The sequence below is a fragment of the Paenibacillus sp. FSL R7-0179 genome (assembly GCF_038002265.1).
Taxonomy (GTDB): Bacteria; Bacillota; Bacilli; order Paenibacillales; family Paenibacillaceae; genus Paenibacillus_AQ.
Window position 1 is genome coordinate 1,483,388 of record NZ_JBBOCC010000001.1, and the last position, 17,984, is coordinate 1,501,371.

Sequence of the window (17,984 nt, forward strand, 5' to 3'; positions counted from 1 at the left end):
GAGTAGCCTAAGGGCTGCTCTTTTGCTGTTTGCGGGCCTATGCAGAAATCGGGCTGCGATAAATCACAGGAATCAAGTGCTAAAATTTGCTAGAATAGGGTTAATGGTACTTTCTGTTGCCGGAAGGAAAAGTATGCTTACCGAAGGGGGAGAGACGTCAATGGGCTTAACGGAAGAGCCGGTGATATCAATTGAGGGCTTGTGGATGAATTACAGTGACCGGATGGTGCTGCGGGGGATTGATCTGAAGGTATACCGCGGACAGATTATCGGATATATCGGGCCCAATGGGGCCGGTAAAAGCACGACAGTCAAGATTATGCTCGGGCTGGTGGAGGGATATAACGGAACGATACGGATTTTTGGCAGGGATATCTCGGACGGGGATACGGCTTACAAAAAAAGAATCGGTTACGTGCCTGAGGTGGCAGAGCTGTACGACAGCTTGACAGCGCGTGAATATCTGACCTTCACCGGTGAGCTGTATGGACTGAAGCAGGCGGATGCCGATGACAAGGCGCGGAGGTTAATAGGGCTGCTAGGCATGGAGAAGGCCTATGATATGCGGATTGCCTCTTACTCTAAGGGAATGAAGCAAAAGGTGCTGCTGATTGCCAGCATGCTGCATGACCCGGATGTTCTGTTTCTGGATGAGCCGCTCAGCGGGCTGGATGCCAACAGTGTCATGGTGGTCAAGGAGATCTTCGCCACGCTTGCCGCCAGGGGGAAGACGATCTTTTATTCCTCGCATATTATGGATGTGGTTGAGCGGATCAGCAGCCGGATCATCCTGCTGGACGGAGGCGATATTGTCGCGGACGGAACCTTCACGCAGCTGCGGGAGCAGAGCCGGGAGGGATCGCTGGAGGAGATTTTCAATCAGCTGACCGGGTTCGATCAATACAGGGATATTGCAAGTGAGTTCGTGGCTGTGATTGGCGAGGGTGCGGCGTATGACTGAATTCCGGATTCTGAAGCTGCTTGACCGGGTACAGTGGATCTTTAAGGGCCTGGGAGCCGATTATGCGCTCATGCGCCGCATTCTTCAGGTCAAGCTGACCATGGACGGCAGACGGACGCCTACCCTGTTCTCCGGGTCGCAGAATTCCAAGCTGGAGATGGAGGGCTCGCCCTTCAGAGTCCAGTGGCTCTATCTGCTGCTGGGGCTGATGCTGATTGTGTTTGTTGCGCCTGGAGGCCATCATATCCTGACGATGAGTCTGTTGTTCAGTATGGTGATGTTCCTGATTACCACGACGCTGATTTCCGACTTCTCGACCGTGATGCTGGATTTACGCGACAAGAACATCCTTTTCTCCAAGCCGGTGGACCGCCGCACATTGAACATGGCCAAGAGCTTACATACTCTGATCTATCTAATGACCTTAACGCTGACCTTCACCGGTCCTTCGCTGCTGTTCTCTCTATTCCGGCATGGGCCGGGCTTCTTCTTCGTGTACGCAGCTGAGATTCTGCTGATGGACGGCTTCATTCTGGTGTTCACGGCGCTAATCTATCTGCTGATTCTGAGGTTCTTTGACGGGGAAAAGCTGAAGGATATTATCAACTACGTACAGATTATCCTGTCTGTGGCGGTAACTGTCGGTGCCCAGCTGGTTAGCCGGATGTTCAATCTATCGGCGCTGGGCCTGGATTTCACTCCCGCCTGGTGGCATTTTCTGCTGGCTCCGGTCTGGTTCGGGGCGCCGTTCGAGCTGCTGGGCGGCGGAACCGGAAGCCGGTCCGTGATTATTCTGACAGCGCTCTCTGTAGTGGTGCCTGCCGTAATGTTCGCCGCCTATACCCGGCTGATGCCGGTATTTGAACGCAGCCTTCAGAAGCTGGCTGAGCATGGCGCAGAGGGCAGGGACAGCGGGCGGCTTGCCCGGGTGCTGTCAGAGACCGTGTGCCGGAACAAAGCGGAGGCTATGTTCTTCCGCTTCACCTGGTCGATGATGAAGAATGAGCGCGAGTTCAAGCTCCGGGTCTATCCGACCATCGGCTTCTCGCTGATCTTTCCCTTTATCTTCATCTTCAATCAGGTGTGGAGCGGCGATCTGGCCGGGATCAGAAGCTCCAAGTCCTTTCTGTTTATCTATTACAGTGCGCTGCTGCTGATGACAGTTGTGCAGATGGTCCGTTACTCAGCCAGCTATAAGGGGGCATGGATCTATCAGGTAATTCCTTTGCCGGGCAAGGGGATGGTCTACCGGGGAATGCTGAAGGCAGCGGTCGTGAAGCTGCTGGTGCCGCTCTTTCTGCTGGAGGCGGCGGTGTTCATCGCTCTCTTAGGCTCCAGCATTATTGCAGACATGGCAGTGGTTCTGCTGGCTCTGCTGCTGTATGCTGTGATATGCTTCCTTACGTTCCCGAAGGCGCTCCCGTTCTCGGAGAAGTATGAGGCAGTGCAGCGGAAGGATTTCACAGGCAGTGCCTTTGTGCAGTTATTCATTCTGGGGGGGCTGGCCGGAGTGCACTATGTCTTCACCCTGATTCCTGCAGGAATATACATCTACATGGTAATTCTGGTAGCTGCAAATGCCTGGATCTGGCGCAAAGCCTTCCTGCCGGACACCTCCCGGGACAACGGATTTCCAACCCTCCGCGCAGGCGGCTGAGGACAAATATGGACAATTTTTGCCGGCGTTCAAAAAAGGGTCCAAGTTCCATTATTTACTTAGACAGCCCGGTGAATACAAGGTAAAATACAGCTAAAGTTAGTTTTCAGAGAATACCTGCAATCATTATATACTCTTCCATTTATCCGCTATTCGTATATTGATTTTTAACTTAAGATAGACGCTGAAACGACGCTGATACTATAACCAGTGAAGAGGTCAACTATGGATCAAATGGGAATCCACTATAATATCTGGATTGTTTTACTATCCTATGCGCTTGCTGCCGCCGCAGCGTATTCCGCGCTTAATCTGATTTCGCAGGTTTCCCATTCCGCGGGCCGGGTCAGACGTCTCTGGCTGCTCTCGGGTGCCTGTGTGCTTGGCGGCGGGATCTGGGCCATGCATTATATCGGCATTATGGCCAGCCGGCTGCCGTTCAAGGTCAGCTACCATCCGTTGATGGCTGCCTTGTCTCTGATCATTATTATGTCCTCCTGCTATGTAACCCTGCAGATAGTTACGGCTCCCCGCCAGAGAAGCTGGCGGCTTCTTGCGGGAGGCGGCATACTCGGCAGCGGTATATCGTTCATGCATTATGCCGGAATGTCCTCGATGGAGATGGAGGCCAAGATTCATTACAGGGCAATGGATCAGGCTGTATCGGTGCTGGTTGCCCTTGCTGCTTCCTACATAGGAATTCTAATGTTCCGCAGGTTCAAGGATCATACGGGCTATAGCCGCTGGAAGCTGTATTCGGCACTATTCATCGCTCTGGCAGTTACCGGTATGCATTATACGAGTCTGAGAGCAAGCGACCTGCATCATTACAGCTGGCAGGCGCCCTCCCCGATGCTGATGGAGACCGATGTAGTTCTGCTGACAGGGATTTCACTGGTTACCCTGTTCGTGCTGGCGATCTCCGGCGGGACTGTGTTTCTGGACAGGGATGTACTGGAGCGCATGGCCTATCATGACCCGCTCACCGAGCTGCCTAACCGGCATGGTCTGGAGCGCTACTTCAAGGATGATTTCTTCGGCGGGGTCTCGGGCGCCGTGTTTTTTGTTGACCTGGACCGCTTCAAATCGATTAATGATACGCTGGGGCATGATATTGGCGACTTGCTGCTGCGGGATGTCTCTGCCAGACTGACGTGCTGTGTGAGCGGGAAGGGGAAGGTGTTCCGGCTTGGCGGGGATGAATTCCTGATTGCTCTGCCGGACTGCACCGCCTTGGCGGCCGAGGAAGTGGCACAGCATATCCTCCAGGAGCTCAAGAAGTCTTACAGTATTGCAGGTAATGAATTGTACGTAACTGCGAGTGTGGGAATCAGCATGACTCCGGCGCACGGCACCGACCGTTCGGCGTTAATGAAGGCAGCCGATACGGCGCTCTATACCTCCAAGGATTCTGGCAAGAATAAATTCAGTGTGTTCGATCTGGAGATGAACCGTCATCAGGTCCGAAGAATGTCCCTTGAGAAGGATCTGCGCAAGGCGCTGGCCCGCTCGGAATTCATGGTAGTCTATCAGCCCAAATGGGATTCGCTGCTGAATGTCACAGTGGGGCTTGAAGCGCTGCTGCGCTGGAGACATCCGGAGCATGGCGTCATCTCTCCGGGAGAGTTCATTCCGATTGCTGAGGAGACCGGTCTGATTGTCCCTATTACCTACTGGATGCTGCATGAGGTGTGCGGACAGAATATGCTCTGGCATCAGGCGAAGGTTGCCAGTGTAGCGGTCTCGATTAATATGTCGGCGCGGATGTTTGAAGGCGGGAGCCTGTATGAGGTAGTGGAAGAGGCACTGTCGCGTTCTGGCCTTGCGCCGCATTTCCTGGAACTTGAGATTACCGAATCGATTGCGATGAACAATATGGAAGAGACGGTTGCCCAGCTCTCCAAGTTGCGGGATCTCGGTGTGCGCGTATCCCTGGATGATTTCGGAACCGGTTTCTCTTCGCTCGGCAATCTGGATGAGATTCCAGTGAACACTCTGAAGATTGATCAGGTCTTCATCCGTAAGAGCAAAATGCATTCCAAGAAAGCGATCATCAGCAACATCATTGCCATTGCCAGCAATCTGAACATGGAGGTTGTGGCCGAGGGCGTGGAGACTACGGAGCAGATTGAGCTGCTGCAATCATTGGGCTGCCGGGTAATGCAGGGCTTCTACTATGGGCGTCCGATGCCGGTTAATGAATTAGGCCAATGGTTTATTGAGAATACGGCATAATGTTTCTGGGTGCTGTTGCACAAAAAGGCTGTCCTGGATGTGGAGGGTTGTCCCGCATCAGGGCAGCCTTTTTAGTTACTTAAGAATTGTATGCGAAAAAGCGAATACAATGGGTGCTGCTATGCCGGGGGAAGGGCCCCATGCTCTAAAGCCAGTAACATTTATAGAGAAATCTTGCAAGAAGTGCAAGATTGTTGCCCCATAGGAGCGGTCTATGCTGAAATCCTGCACGAATTGCAACAAATCCAGCGCTAACTTACTCTAAATACCAAAAATCCTGCAAATGATGCAACAATCCTCCATAGCCGGTAACATTTATAGAGAAATCCTGCAAAATGTGCAACAATGCTGCCCCTTACAAGCGGTCGGTGAGAGAAGGCGCGAGCAACCTTCACCCGCAGGGTGATTTTGTTGTGAAGAATGTATGATACTCCGGCCTAAATTTTGAAATTCTCGACTAATACCTGCAGCTTCTCTGCCAGGGAGGAGAGGAATGCGGCGGAGGATTCGACCTCCTGCATGGCCGCAAGCTGTTCCTGGGAAGAGGCGGACAAGGTCTCCGCGCCCTCAGCTGTCTGATTGGAGACCGCTACGATCTTCTGGATCGAAGCGACAAGCCCGTCAGAGAGCAGGGCCAGCTCACGCACTGTGGCTGAGATCTGCTGGCTATGTGCAGACATCTCGGAGACGGACGTCTCAATCTCGGAGAAGGAATGCCCGGCAGCTATAATCATCTCTTTGCCGTGATGCATCTCTTCTGTGGAGTGCTTCATGGTCTCTCCCGCCTTGTCCATCTGCTGGACAATCAGGCTGACCAGCTCGCCGATCTGGCGGGCAGATCCGGCTGAACGTTCAGCCAGCTTGCGTACAGAGCCTGCGACAACGGCGAAGCCGCGGCCCTCTTCTCCGGCCCGTGCGGCTTCAATCGCCGCGTTGAGGGATAACAGATTCGTCTCCTCGGCAATACTGGCTATAGTGCCGACAATATTCTCAATCTCTTTGGAATGGCTGCCCAGCGTCTCGATAATGCCGGAAAGATCCGAGATACTTGCACCCACTATAGCCATCTGAGAGGTGGTTGAGTCCATCGATTCCCGGCCTGTCCGGGCCTTCTGGGAGTTGATGGCCGCCTGGTTCATTGCGCTGTCGGCATTGCCTGCAATTTCGGTAATGAAATGCGACATATCCTGTACAGCCTTGAAGCTGCCCTCCAGATTCTGCAGCTGGGTATGTGCCCCGTCGGCCAGTTCCAGCGTGACATTAACGCTGTGCTCTCCGGCCCGGTTAGTCTCCTGGGCGCTGGCGGACAGCTCCTGGGATGAGGAAGCAACCAGCATGGATGTATCGTTGACCTGTGTAATCAGGTCGCGCAGATTCAGGGTCATCGCATTGAAGTCACGGGCAAGCTCGCCGATCTCGTCCTTAGCCGTGAAGAGCAGCGGTTCCCGGGTCAGATCGCCCTTGGCTACCGTGTTGACAGATGCGGACAGCTTGGTCAGCGGGCTGACCATCCGGCGGATCAGCAAATAAGCAGCGAGAATCGCAATAATCAGAATGGAGCTGCCGATCAGGAAGGGCTGGGTGATGATATCCATGGTCCGGGATTGAATTAAGGGGCCGTCGAAGTTAATCGCCATTAATGCAATGATGGGTTTGGTAGGGTCATGGTCCTGATAGATGGGGCCGTAGCCGGTTTTGAGGGAGGTGCCTTGATATGTATACACCTTCGAGTAGGCGGAATGCTTCATGGTAGTAATCATTCTTTTATCTTCATCTGAGAAGTAGAAGGAGTCTCCGGCTTTGTAGCCACGCTTTTTAAAGTTTTTGTCAGCAGCCAATACCTTGCCGTCCAGTGACAAGATGAAGGCTTCTTTGAAAATAGGCTTGTGATCACTGATCCATCCGATGCGGTCTTCAATCGCAGTCAGCTTGCTGGTATCCCCGGCAGCCAGAGCGGTTATGTCGGCAGGATCGATAAGGCCGGTAGTTATATTCGCGCAGCCTACCAATTCAATGCCCGCAGCTTCATCGATCTGCTTGTAAGCAGCATGATAACCGAAGAAGCCTATGGATGAACCAACCAACAGCAATACAATCAGCATCATCCATGTTAATTTTGTTGCCAATTTCATAACAAATATCACCAGCCCTGACTCTAAAAGATTAAGTGAATTATGGGGTTCACTGCTACGATTATAGCGCATACGCTGCGGTTTGAGCATACGTCAGAAAAAAGAATTTTTGTGTCGGAAAATGATGAATTATGTATAAAAAATCATTGAAAAATAGGCGCTTATTCAAAAAAATATTGAATGTCGGACCGGTATAATGGTAGGCTTGAAGCAGAACAAACGGACTGGGAGCTGAAGGAATGTCACAAGAAGTCAATCCTTTGATCGAACGTGTGGGATTATCCATGTGGAAGGTTCAGCGCAGAATTATGTCGCAGATGTCAATGCATAAGGAATTGGGGCTGACTGTGCCGCAATTCGGGCTGCTGCATATGATCTTTCAGGAGAAGCAGGCACGGGTGATCCAGCTGGCGGACAAGATGGAAGTGAAGTCCAGTGCAGTCACCGTCATGCTGGACCGGCTGGAGCTGCTGGAGCTGATCGCCCGCGTGACGGACGAGAACGACCGCAGAGCGGTAATCGTCACGATCACGGGCAAGGGACAAGAGGTATTGGAAGAAGCACAGCGCCGGTCACTGCTGCTGCTGGAAGAGCATCTGGCCATTCTGGAGCCGGCAGAGCTGGAGAACTTCGCGGATTATTATCTCATGCTGGAGAATCAGGAGCGTTAACATAAGCATTACAAAGAGGCAGCGCTTCTCCACTAAGGAGAGACGCTGCCTCTTGTCTTGATGGATTTTATATGCTTTGGGATAAGTCCAAGCGTACCCTTATTTATTATTTTCCTTAAAATAAAATCCATTGGGCTGATACAGCGGCATATGGACCAAATGTATGTGGAAAACAGCATACATTGTGCTCGCAAGCACCCATATGGACCAAATGTATGTGGAAAACAGCATACATTGTGCTCACAAGCACCCATATGGACCAAATGTATGTGGAAAACAGCATACATTGTGCTCGCAAGCACCCATATGGACCAAATGTATGTGGAAAACAGCATACGTTGTGCTCGCGCGAAGGTAGTCCTAATCATCCGTTAGGATGATTTTTTTAAAAGATAAGCCAGTTTTGGGGTAAGCCCAAGCTTACCCCAAAACTGGCTATTCTGCGGCAGGTTCTTTGTCCGGCAATTGTGTAACGTAGCTGTCAGACAGCTGGCGCAGCCGCAGCGCGCGGTTGTATTCATCCTCGTTGCCGGCCGGAGCAGTACCTCCGGTAGCCAGCGGATATTGGGTATTATCCTCGAAGCTGTTGCCCGGAATCAGCAGGGCAGAGCTGGAAATGAAGGAGCCGGTAGGCAGGTAATACCGCTGAGGCAGCAAATTGTAGGACTGGCTGAGCAGATCCTGGCCGAAATAAATATTCTTATCCATCGATACCCCCAGCAGGCCGGCGGCAGTAGGCATAATATCGACTTCTCCGCCTACCTGTGCAAGCTTCTGCGGAGCCATTCCTTCGCCATGGATGAGCAGCGGAATGTTGAGCATATTGGCGTAGCTGTAATCATATCCGTAGATTTCCTTCATTAACTGCTTGTCGTCATGATCCAGCGAATAGATCGGCAGTCCCATATGGTCGCCGTAGACCATAACCAGACTGTTCTCCCATAATCCATTCGCCTTCAGTTCATCTACAAACTGTCCGAAGGCGTAGTCCGCATAGTTCTGCGACCGCACATAATCGCCGACAAAGGTTCCTTCATACCGCTCAGGAAGCTTCATCTTGTGCTTCTCTTCAGGAATAGTGAACGGGTGATGCGCCGACATGGAGATGACCTGGGCATAGAACGGCTTGCCCGCATCACTCATTTCCTTCAGCTTCTCCGAGGATTTGCGGTAGAGCACCTCATCGGAAGCACCGAAGAAGAAGGCATCCTCGTCACCGAAGAACTGGTGATCGTAATACTTTTGCCAGCCGAGGGCCTTGTATAGCTCGCCCCGGTTCCAGAATTCCACCACGTTGGTGTGGAACGTGGCTGTCTGATAGCCGTTGTCTCCCAGCAGACTTGGCAGACTTGGCAGCTGCTTGTCGACATAAGACATGGTAGCCGCACCCTGCGGAGGAATATAGAAGGACGAATTGACCACGAATTCCGCATCGGAGGTGTTGCCCTGGCCGACCATCTGATAGAAGTTCGTGAAGTACAGGCTCTGCTCCATCAGGCGGTTCAGGTTAGGGGTAATCTCCTGGCCGTCTACCTTCAGTCCAAGCAGGAAGTTCTGAAAGGACTCCAATTGGATCACAATCAGATTCTTGCCCTTGGCAGCACCGGCATAAGCCGAGACTGCTGAAGGGTCGATGCCCTTGAGCTGGTTAATCGTGCTCTGTGTGATTTCACTGGCCTGGACCAGCTCGGTTTTATCTTTGGCAAAGATCGTGTATGCTTCATAATTAAGGATGCCCATCTCCTGGGCCTTCTTGATCTCATTCATGCTCGCCTTATTCGGAAGAATATTGAACAGGCAGAGTCCGAGCGAGACCGCGAACAGTACGACATGCAGCGTCCGGCCATTCGGACGGTTGATTTGGTCTTTTTTATAATTGCGGCCGTTCTTGTTAATGAAGAAGTAGAAGCCCAGCACGATAATATCGGTGAAAATCAGCAGATAATAAGGATCCATCAAGGAGAATACACTGTTCTTGACAGCCGTGACCTGGTTCACCTGCTCGGCGGCATGGTAAGTGACAATGACCCCGTAATATTTGAAGTACATAATGGCGGCAAAAAAGATCGCGGTAACCAGCAGATTGACCGTCATGTAATAGCCGAGCTTCCGTCTGGAGGCAAAGCGCTCAATCAGGAAAAACAGGGCCCAGACAAAGGGCAGCTCCGTCAGCAGCGATTGCCAGAATTTCAGATCATCAAAGATTACACCCCAGGCCAGCAGGCTTTTGAACAGAAAAAGAATGGAAAAGAACACAAATGGCTTAAGGAGCCATCGTTTCACAGTTTGGGATGACACAGCTTCGCCTTCTTTCTGAAGAATGAACAGGTTTCCGGCTGATAGGAAACAGCGGCATGAGGACATAAGAATACCATTATCAATAGAACTTATTATGCAGTGCCAGGGAAGGAATGTCAAAAATCAGAAGCGGCCGTATACTCCCTGAAGCGCGCGTAAACTACGGCTAGAACGAATCCGGCGCAGGCCACTCCCTCAGGCGGGGGAATATCGGCGTTAACCGAAGAATATGAGCCTTACGCAGCGGAAGCTGGCGGAAATTATTGGAGGTGGGGACGGATGGAGCATACAGAAATCACACTGTCCGTGAGGGCGCTTGTAGAATTTGCCTACAGCAGCGGCAGTCTGGAGCCGGGCTTCCGCAGCGGAGCCGCCATGGCGGAGGGGACACGCAGCCATCAGCTGATCCAGAAGCAATACAAGGAAGGAGACCGCAAGGAGGTCTATTTGAAGACCGGAATTCCTTACGGAGAGCTGCTGTTCCAGATTGACGGGCGCTGCGACGGCCTGCTTACGGCAGAGGATGGGAGCCTGACAGTGGAGGAAATTAAGTCCATGGCCGGAATCCCGGACCCTGCTTTTGAAGGGAAGCACGTACACTGGGCCCAGGCTTACATGTACGCTTACATGCTGGCAACAGATCTTGAGCTTCCCTATATCCACGTGAAGCTTACCTATGTACAGCGGGGAAGCGAGGCGCAGTACAGTCTCTACCGGGAGATGTCCCGCGAAGCACTGACGGCCTTTGCGCTAGAGACCATAAGCAGGTATGCACCGTATGCCGAGATGATGGTCCGGTATAAGGCGAAGAGAGGGGAGAGTATCACGGCGCTGTTCTTTCCGTTCTCAGCCTACCGGCCCGGCCAGCGCCATTTCGCAGCCGCAGTCTACACCTCCATTGCTGAGGGGGCGAACCTCTTCGCCCAGGCACCGACAGGCATCGGCAAAACCATGTCCACCCTGTTCCCGGCGGTCAAAGCGCTGGGCGAAGGCAAGGCAGCCGGTATCTTCTATCTGACCGCCAAGACTGTTACGCGGATCGCGGCGCAGGAGGCGGCCGCGATGCTGAACCGCCGCGGGCTGCATCTGCATGTCATTGCGCTGACGGCGAAGGAGAAGGCCTGCTTCCGGGAGGAAGGCATCTGCGGCACGGAGTCCTGCGCTTATGCAGAAGGGTACTATGACCGGATCAATGGCGCGCTGATTGACATGCTGGAGCATGAGACGCTGATGACCCGGGAGACGATTGCCGGCTATGCCCATAAGCATCAGGTCTGCCCGTTTGAATTCTCGCTGGATGCTGCCTATGCCTGCGATGTTGTGATCTGCGATTACAATTATATCTACGATCCGCGTATCAGTCTGAAGCGCATGTCCGAGGAGCGTAAGAAGAACACCGTGCTGCTGGTGGATGAAGCGCACAATCTGGTAGACCGGGGCCGGGAGATGTATTCTGCTTCGCTTACCAAGGCTCCCTTCCTGGCGCTTAGCCGGACCTGCAAAACCGCGAATCCCCGGCTCGGCACTGCCGCCAAAGCGGTGAATGCTTTCTTCATTGCACTGCGCAAGAGCTGTAGTGACAAGGGTGCGGGAGAGTGGGCGGCCTATCCGGAGGAGCTGCCGGAGCTGCTGGAGAACTTCGCGGCCGAAGCCGAGCTGGAGCTGCTGAATCCCTCTGCTCCTGCAGGCTCTGCGCTGGCAGAGGAGGAGGGGGAGAACAGCCTGCTGGATACCTATTACGCGGTACAGGCGATGCTCCGCACCTTCAAAACCTACGATGAACGCTACGTCACGTATGCCGAGGTGCGCAGCGGTGATGTGTATCTGAAGCTGTTCAATCTCGATCCGTCGCATTTGCTGCAGCAGATGGGCAAGAGCTTTCGCAGCCAGATTCTGTTCTCTGCGACCCTCTCGCCGCTCTCGTATTACAGAGATATGATCGGGGCAGGCGCGGAGGACTACAGTCTGAGCCTGGCCTCACCTTTTCACAAAGAGCAGTGGCAGGTATCTGTGCTGCCTATATCCACCCGGTTTCATGACCGTGAGGCTTCTATACAGCCGCTTAGTGATGCGCTCAAAGGCCTGGTCTCGAAGAAGGGCAACTACCTGGTCTTCTTCCCCTCCTATCTCTACTTGAAGCATGTCTATGAGGTGTTCACGGAGAAGTACCCTGAAGTCCCCACACTGCTGCAGGGCAGCGGGATGAGCGAGCCGGAGCGGGAGAGCTTCCTGGCAGCCTTCCGCCCGGATAACCCGGAGCCGCTGCTTGGCTTTGCCGTGCTGGGCGGTATTTTCTCCGAAGGGGTGGATCTGCCCGGCGACCGGTTGAACGGGGTGATGGTGGTTGGGGTCGGACTCCCGCAGGTGGGGCTGGAGCGCAATCTGCTGCGGAGCTATTTCCAGTCACAGGGCAAGAACGGCTTCGATTATGCTTATATCTACCCCGGCATGTGCAAGGTGCAACAGGCCGGAGGACGGCTGATCCGCAGTGAGAGCGACAGCGGAGTCATTGTGCTCGCTGACGACCGCTTCATGCAGCAATCCTACAGGCAACTGCTCCCAGAGGAGTGGCGGGACTACTCTGTGATGACTTAAGCGGGTATAATCTACTGAAAAGGCATTCACCAGACAACTCAGGAGGTAATGACATGACGCTTAATATCGGACTTGTTGGAACAGGCTGGTTCTCCAAGGTACATGCGGATTTGCTGGCAGGCATGGAGGATGTGTCGCTGAAGGCAGTCTGCGGCAGCAGTAAGCTTAAGGGAGAAGAGATGGCCCGCCCTTACGGGGCCGAAGGCTACGGGGAGATTACCGAGATGCTGGACAGCCACAAGCTGGATGCTGTCTACATCTGTGTGCCGCCACAGTCGCACGGAGCGATTGAACGGGCGCTGATCCGCAGAGACATCCCCTTTTTCATCGAGAAGCCGCTAGGCTCAAGTACGGCCATTCCGGCAAGTCTGCTGGAGGATATCAAGCAGCATCAGCTGCTGACCTCGGTAGGCTATCACTTCCGCTACCAGGAGAATATCCAGCGGCTGAAGCAGACGCTTGCCGGAGACAAGGTAGGGATGATTACCGGAGAATGGATGGGCGGAATGCCCGGCGTGGCGTGGTGGCGCAATCAGGAGCAGTCGGGCGGGCAATTCACGGAGCAGACGACGCATATTGTTGACCTGCTGCGTTATCTGGCCGGTGAGGTGACCGAGGTCTACGGCATGTTCGGCAACCGGATTATGCATGAGAAGCATGAAGGGGTGACCGTTGCCGATGTGGGCACTGTGTCGCTCAAGCTTGCAAGCGGCATTATCGCCAGCATCTCCAATACCTGTGTGCTGCCCGGTGAGGTGAACAAGGCCGGAATCAGCTTCTATAATGACAACGGCATGCTGGACTGGAATCCGGAGCGTCTGCTCGAAGTCCGCAGCGGGGACAGCAAGGAATACAAGAATACGGGCAACCCTTACGCGGTAGAGAGCGAGGCCTTCCTGTACGCTGTCCGCACCGGAGACCGCTCCCGGATTCTCAGCGATTATGAGGACGGGTACAAGACGCTGAAGGTAACCTGCGCCGCGTATGAATCCGCCCAGAGCGGATTGCCTGTGAAGCTGTAGGACTCTGTCTTAGGGCCAAAGGGCTGCTTAATGAATGAACACGGCGATCAGTGCGGGTGCCAGGCCGATGGAGAACAGCGCCGCCAGAATCATTGAGATACTGGAGATGGTGCCGGTCAGCGAGCTAAGCTCGAAGGCCTTGGAGGTGCCGGTGCCATGCGCTGCGGTGCCAAGGGAGACCCCGCGCGCCACTTCATTCTCAATGTGGAAGAGGCGCAGCACCGAGGGCCCCATCATGGTTCCAAGTACGCCCGTGAGAATGACGAAGACAGCGGTGATGCTGGGAACTCCGCCGATGCTCTGCGAGATGCTCATGGCAATCGGCGTAGTTACCGAACGGGGGACCAGGCTGGTGGCGAGATCTCCGCTCAGGTGCATTAATTTGGCCAGCAGCATGGAAGACAGTACAGCTGTTACCGTTCCTGACAGCACGCCTGCCGCAATTTCGGCGGCGTGCTTTTTGAGCAGCTTGAAGTTCTTGTGCAGCGGAATCGCGAAGGCGATGGTCGCCGGCTGAAGCAGGTCTGACAGCCATTTGCCGCCTGCATTGTAGGATTCATAAGAGCTGCCTGTAATTAGCAGGAAGCCGATAATTACCAGCGGAGTGATGATCAGCGGAGAAGTGTACATTTTACCGCTGGCCGCATAGATCCGTTTAGTTATAAGATATACCGTAATGGTAAGTCCAAGGAATAATAGTCCAGTCATCATGAGCTTCTACGCTCCTTTACTTTATAGATCATACCTGTCAGCAGACCTGAGCTGGCCATGACAGCAAAGGTGCCCACGAGCACAACAGCCAACACCTGCAGGCCGAAGGATTCCAGCAGCTTCGAATAGTTCATCACCCCGATAGCCGATGGAATGAAGAACAGCAGCAGCTCAGCCAGCAGCCACGAAGCTCCTGCCTCCACCCAGTTCAGACGGATCACGCCGGATTCGAGCAGCAGGAATAATAGAATCATCCCGATAATGCTTCCGGGAAGCGGAATATGCAGCAGTGAGGTTAATCCGTTAACCAGCAGGGAGAACACGGTTAGTCCGGCCACCTGCAGTAAGCCTAAGGCAATCTTTTTCATCATGATTACCTCCTTTCATCTCTTACTGAAATTTTACATCTGATTCTTTCATAGGTACAATGAATAGATTGAATATCTCACATTCTAATTGTCTATACATGGAGGGTGCCTAATGGATATCAGACAACTGGAGTATTTCGTGCAGGCCGCAAGGCTGAACAGCTTCTCCAGAGCCGCAGAATCGCTGTATATCACCCAGCCGACCATCAGCAAGATGATCCGCAATCTGGAGACGGAACTGGGGGCCGATCTGTTCTACCGCGAGGGCCGGAGCATCCGCCTGACGGATGCCGGAGAGCTGCTGCTCATCAAGGCGCAGAACATTGTAGAGTCCTTTGCCAGCCTCTCCGCCGAGCTGGACAGCCTGCGCAATCTGAAGCAGGGGCATATCCGTATCGGACTGCCGCCCATGGTGGGGGCGAGCTTCTTCCCGGCGGTCATCGGGGAATTCCACCGCAAGTACCCCGAGGTGACGATCCGGCTGCATGAGGACGGGGCAAAGAAAGTGGAGGATGACGTAGAATCCGGCCTGCTCGATATCGGAGCGATTGTGCTCCCGGTGGACCAGGCGCGGTTCCATAGCTTTACCTTCGTGGAGGAGCGGCTGGAGCTGCTGGTTCCCGCCGGACACCGGCTGGACGCAGCGCAGCAGGTGCCGCTGAAAGAGCTGGCCGAAGAGGAGTTCGTCCTGTTCCGGGAAGACTTCGCTCTGCATGACCGGATCATCTCGGAATGCGTCAAGGCGGGCTTTCAGCCCAAGGTGGTCTATGAAAGCTCCCAGTGGGATCTCATCAGCCGGATGGTCGCCGCCGGAATGGGCATTGCGCTGCTGCCGGAGACCATCTGCCGGGATATCGACCGTACGCGGATTGCAGTTATTCCGCTGACCGAGCCGGTGATTCCCTGGCAGCTGGGTATGATTTGGCGCAAGGACCGCTATCTCTCCTTTGCCGCCAGGGAGTGGATTGCCTTTGCGATGAATATGCTCGGGGAGCGGTATTCGCCGTCTGAGCCTGCGGAGGATATATAAATAACAGAGCTTATTTATACTTCCGCCGACATTTTTTTCTTTTTTTGCAAATTTTGTTTTTTGGCATCATGATTTATGATAGGGGAGAAGTTGATAGAGAGAAGGTGAGTAACCGTGAACCTTTACCAGAATTCTCCTGATGCTAACGGCCGGGATTACAGAGAAGATGAGCTGTTCCTTACTATAGAGAATTTAAGAAGCGAGCTGCTGGAGGTAGCCCAGGAGCGGAGTTTGAGCGATCATGCGGTGCTGGAGTTAAGCCAGCGGCTGGATGGATATATTGTGATGGCCCAGAACCTGATGATGGAGAGCCTGCGCAGCCGGAAGAATGGAGCCGCGCCCTACGGCAAGAATAAGAAGAGCCAGCGGATCAGGAATCAGGCGGCTTTGCAGCAATAATCGATGGTGAATGCTAATCATGGTCCTACTAATGTGGGGCCATTTTGTTGTGCTTTTCATAGTGTTGTCCTATAATGGCAATTAATAGAAGGATAACCTGAATGATGGATAGGGAGGTGCCGGGTGGAGGCGAAGCTGACTACATTACGTACAGAAATCGAGAAGAGTCTGTCCCGCTCGGGCCATAATCTTGCCTCATTTGCCAAAATCTCCGGCTTGAACCGCGGCAGTCTCAGCGCCATTCTTCACGGCAATCCGCCGAAGCCCATCTCGCTGGGACAGCTTGATGCCATGATCCGGGCCTTCGGCTTCCCGGAAGGCTGGCTGTATCCGCTGTATGTGGATGAGTGCTTCAGTGAAGAACGGATCTCCCGCCGCCGCATTGAGCCTTTCCTGGTCAAATGTGCCGAGATGGGCAAGCAGCAATGCATTGAAGAGGTCTTGAGGCGGATTATGGAATATCAGCGGCCGCTGGATATCATCTACAGGGTGGCAGAGAGGCTATTCTGCAGCGGCAAAGTACAGGAGTCCATCGTATTCTACAAGCTGATTGTAGACCATGAACAAGACAGCTATTCCGAGCGCATGGCGATTAGCCAGTACCGTATCTTCAAGTCGCTGCAGTCCACGCCCGATGTGGATATGGAGCAGAAGCTGCGCGCTGTAATCAGCTTCGAGCCGTATCGTGGACTGCTTCCCGAGGAGATGCAGCTGGACGGGCTGCTGAAGCTGGCGAAGGTATGCTTCGCGCTGCACCGCTGGAAGGATGTAGAGAAGTTCGCCGACGAGCTGAGGGCATTAGCAAGCGGAACCTACCGTGAGGAGCTGCGCCGCATTAAGGGGAAGAGGGCAGAGCCCTTTCAGGCAGAACGTCCGCTGGTAGTCTATTACGGGCACGGTTATCTGCTGAAGGCATCGGCGCTTACCAAGCAGGGGGAGTATGAGCAGGCCAAGAAATATACCGCCGGCTATGCGGACCTGGGATGGTTCGAGATGCTGGATGACGAGGGGCGCAGCAGTGTGGACAGCTTCAAGCTGTTTGCTACGGCCAACGGGTTCACGCTGGAGATTCTGATGGGCAATATCTCTGTATTGCCGTCCTATATCGCTTTCTTGTCCGAGCATCCCGGCGAGATTCTGTCCGGCATGGTGATCATTATGGAGTCGGCCAACCGCTTCGGGTTCTCCGCTGATGCGGTGATGTCGCGCTTTTCCCGGGAGATGCTGCGGTTTGAACAATTCCAGGATACGATTAATGTAGACCGGGTGTATCGTCTCTATTATCAGATTGCGATCTACCATATCTCCCGCAACCAGTATACCAAGGGAATTGACTATATCATTCATTGTCTGCGACTGACCATCAGGCTGAACAGCGGCAAGGACTTTATTAATTGTGTAACCTTATTTGAAGTGAACAGAGACTACGCTTCGGATACCCAGCAGAATGCGTACCGGGAACTGATCAGGGAGGTGAGAGCGCATGAAGAGATCACTGTTGATGACGGCCAGCGTTTTGGTATTGTTTAGCTTCATTCTTGCGGGTACAGGAACAGACCAGAGGTCGAAGGTGAAAGGCTTTACCGCTGTTGAACACGGAGTGGAATTCTAAAGCGGATTAGAGCGGTTAATTGTATAGCTAAGAGAGACTCCCCGGCCTTCTGTGTCGAGGGAGCGTTTGTGCGTGGTAATGTGAAATAAATTACATAGTAAGAGCATAATCAGGAATTGACAAATTGCAGGTACGAAAATATAATTAGGTAGCCTAATTAATGCATGGTTTAATTATTTGGGAACCTAACTAAAAATGGGGTGGAAGCATTGGGATAAATCGCGAAGGTGAAAACTCAGTCGGACACAAGCTTTTCTCTGCACTTCGGAAGCTGCGCAAAGGGCATTGGCATC

13 protein-coding genes are annotated in these 17,984 nt (G+C 53.3%); 9 read left to right on the forward strand and 4 right to left on the reverse strand.

Features of this window, described 5'->3' with window-relative positions:
* Window positions 1-160 precede the first annotated feature (160 nt).
* The 3 genes from MKX63_RS06545 to MKX63_RS06555 all read left to right on the forward strand — a co-directional run bounded on the left by MKX63_RS06545 (window position 161) and on the right by MKX63_RS06555 (window position 4,853).
* Window positions 161-961, forward strand: a complete 801-nt coding sequence (locus MKX63_RS06545) for an ABC transporter ATP-binding protein (protein WP_341016046.1) — start codon at window positions 161-163, stop codon at window positions 959-961.
* Complete coding sequence (locus MKX63_RS06550; protein ID WP_341016048.1) at window positions 954-2,618, forward strand: hypothetical protein; 1,665 nt, start codon at window positions 954-956, stop codon at window positions 2,616-2,618. The genes MKX63_RS06545 and MKX63_RS06550 overlap by 8 nt, the downstream gene beginning before the upstream one ends.
* Before the next feature lie 225 nt (window positions 2,619-2,843).
* Complete coding sequence (locus MKX63_RS06555; RefSeq protein ID WP_341016049.1) at window positions 2,844-4,853, forward strand: putative bifunctional diguanylate cyclase/phosphodiesterase; 2,010 nt, start codon at window positions 2,844-2,846, stop codon at window positions 4,851-4,853.
* Window positions 4,854-5,290: 437 nt separating this feature from the next.
* Here the strand turns inward: MKX63_RS06555 and MKX63_RS06560 are convergent, their stop codons facing one another.
* Window positions 5,291-6,985, reverse strand: a complete 1,695-nt coding sequence (locus MKX63_RS06560) for a methyl-accepting chemotaxis protein (RefSeq protein WP_341016050.1) — start codon at window positions 6,983-6,985, stop codon at window positions 5,291-5,293.
* Window positions 6,986-7,224: 239 nt separating this feature from the next.
* Between MKX63_RS06560 and MKX63_RS06565 the strand changes: the two genes are divergently transcribed.
* The gene (locus MKX63_RS06565; protein WP_341016051.1) at window positions 7,225-7,656 is read left to right on the forward strand and encodes a MarR family winged helix-turn-helix transcriptional regulator; all 432 of its coding nucleotides are present in this window, start codon (window positions 7,225-7,227) and stop codon (window positions 7,654-7,656) included.
* Window positions 7,657-8,091: 435 nt separating this feature from the next.
* Here MKX63_RS06565 and MKX63_RS06570 read toward each other — a convergent pair whose 3' ends face one another.
* The gene (locus tag MKX63_RS06570) at window positions 8,092-10,020 is read right to left on the reverse strand and encodes an LTA synthase family protein (protein WP_341016052.1); all 1,929 of its coding nucleotides are present in this window, start codon (window positions 10,018-10,020) and stop codon (window positions 8,092-8,094) included.
* Window positions 10,021-10,233: 213 nt separating this feature from the next.
* On the opposite strand from MKX63_RS06570, the gene MKX63_RS06575 reads away from it, so the two are divergent.
* Window positions 10,234-12,549, forward strand: a complete 2,316-nt coding sequence (locus MKX63_RS06575; RefSeq protein WP_341016053.1) for an ATP-dependent DNA helicase — start codon at window positions 10,234-10,236, stop codon at window positions 12,547-12,549.
* A 53-nt stretch (window positions 12,550-12,602) separates the two neighbouring features.
* Window positions 12,603-13,571 (forward strand): Gfo/Idh/MocA family protein, encoded by a 969-nt coding sequence (locus MKX63_RS06580; protein ID WP_076159248.1) that lies wholly within the window; start codon window positions 12,603-12,605, stop codon window positions 13,569-13,571.
* Window positions 13,572-13,598: 27 nt separating this feature from the next.
* Here MKX63_RS06580 and MKX63_RS06585 read toward each other — a convergent pair whose 3' ends face one another.
* Together MKX63_RS06585 and MKX63_RS06590 are read right to left on the reverse strand one after the other, a co-directional pair.
* A complete protein-coding gene (locus MKX63_RS06585) occupies window positions 13,599-14,279 on the reverse strand; it encodes a CidB/LrgB family autolysis modulator (protein WP_341018542.1) in 681 nt (226 codons plus the stop codon).
* On the reverse strand, window positions 14,279-14,650 hold the full coding sequence (locus tag MKX63_RS06590) for a CidA/LrgA family protein (RefSeq protein WP_036728241.1): 372 nt from the start codon (window positions 14,648-14,650) through the stop codon (window positions 14,279-14,281). Before MKX63_RS06590 ends, MKX63_RS06585 begins: the two co-directional genes overlap by 1 nt.
* 112 nt (window positions 14,651-14,762) lie before the next feature.
* On the opposite strand from MKX63_RS06590, the gene cidR reads away from it, so the two are divergent.
* The 3 genes from cidR to MKX63_RS06605 all read left to right on the forward strand — a co-directional run bounded on the left by cidR (window position 14,763) and on the right by MKX63_RS06605 (window position 17,609).
* On the forward strand, window positions 14,763-15,680 hold the full coding sequence (gene cidR / locus MKX63_RS06595; RefSeq protein WP_341016055.1) for a cidABC operon transcriptional activator CidR: 918 nt from the start codon (window positions 14,763-14,765) through the stop codon (window positions 15,678-15,680).
* 114 nt (window positions 15,681-15,794) lie between these two features.
* A complete protein-coding gene (locus tag MKX63_RS06600) occupies window positions 15,795-16,079 on the forward strand; it encodes an aspartyl-phosphate phosphatase Spo0E family protein (RefSeq protein WP_341016056.1) in 285 nt (94 codons plus the stop codon).
* Between the two features lie 123 nt (window positions 16,080-16,202).
* The gene (locus tag MKX63_RS06605) at window positions 16,203-17,609 is read left to right on the forward strand and encodes a DNA-binding protein (protein WP_341016057.1); all 1,407 of its coding nucleotides are present in this window, start codon (window positions 16,203-16,205) and stop codon (window positions 17,607-17,609) included.
* Window positions 17,610-17,984: the final 375 nt, after the last annotated feature.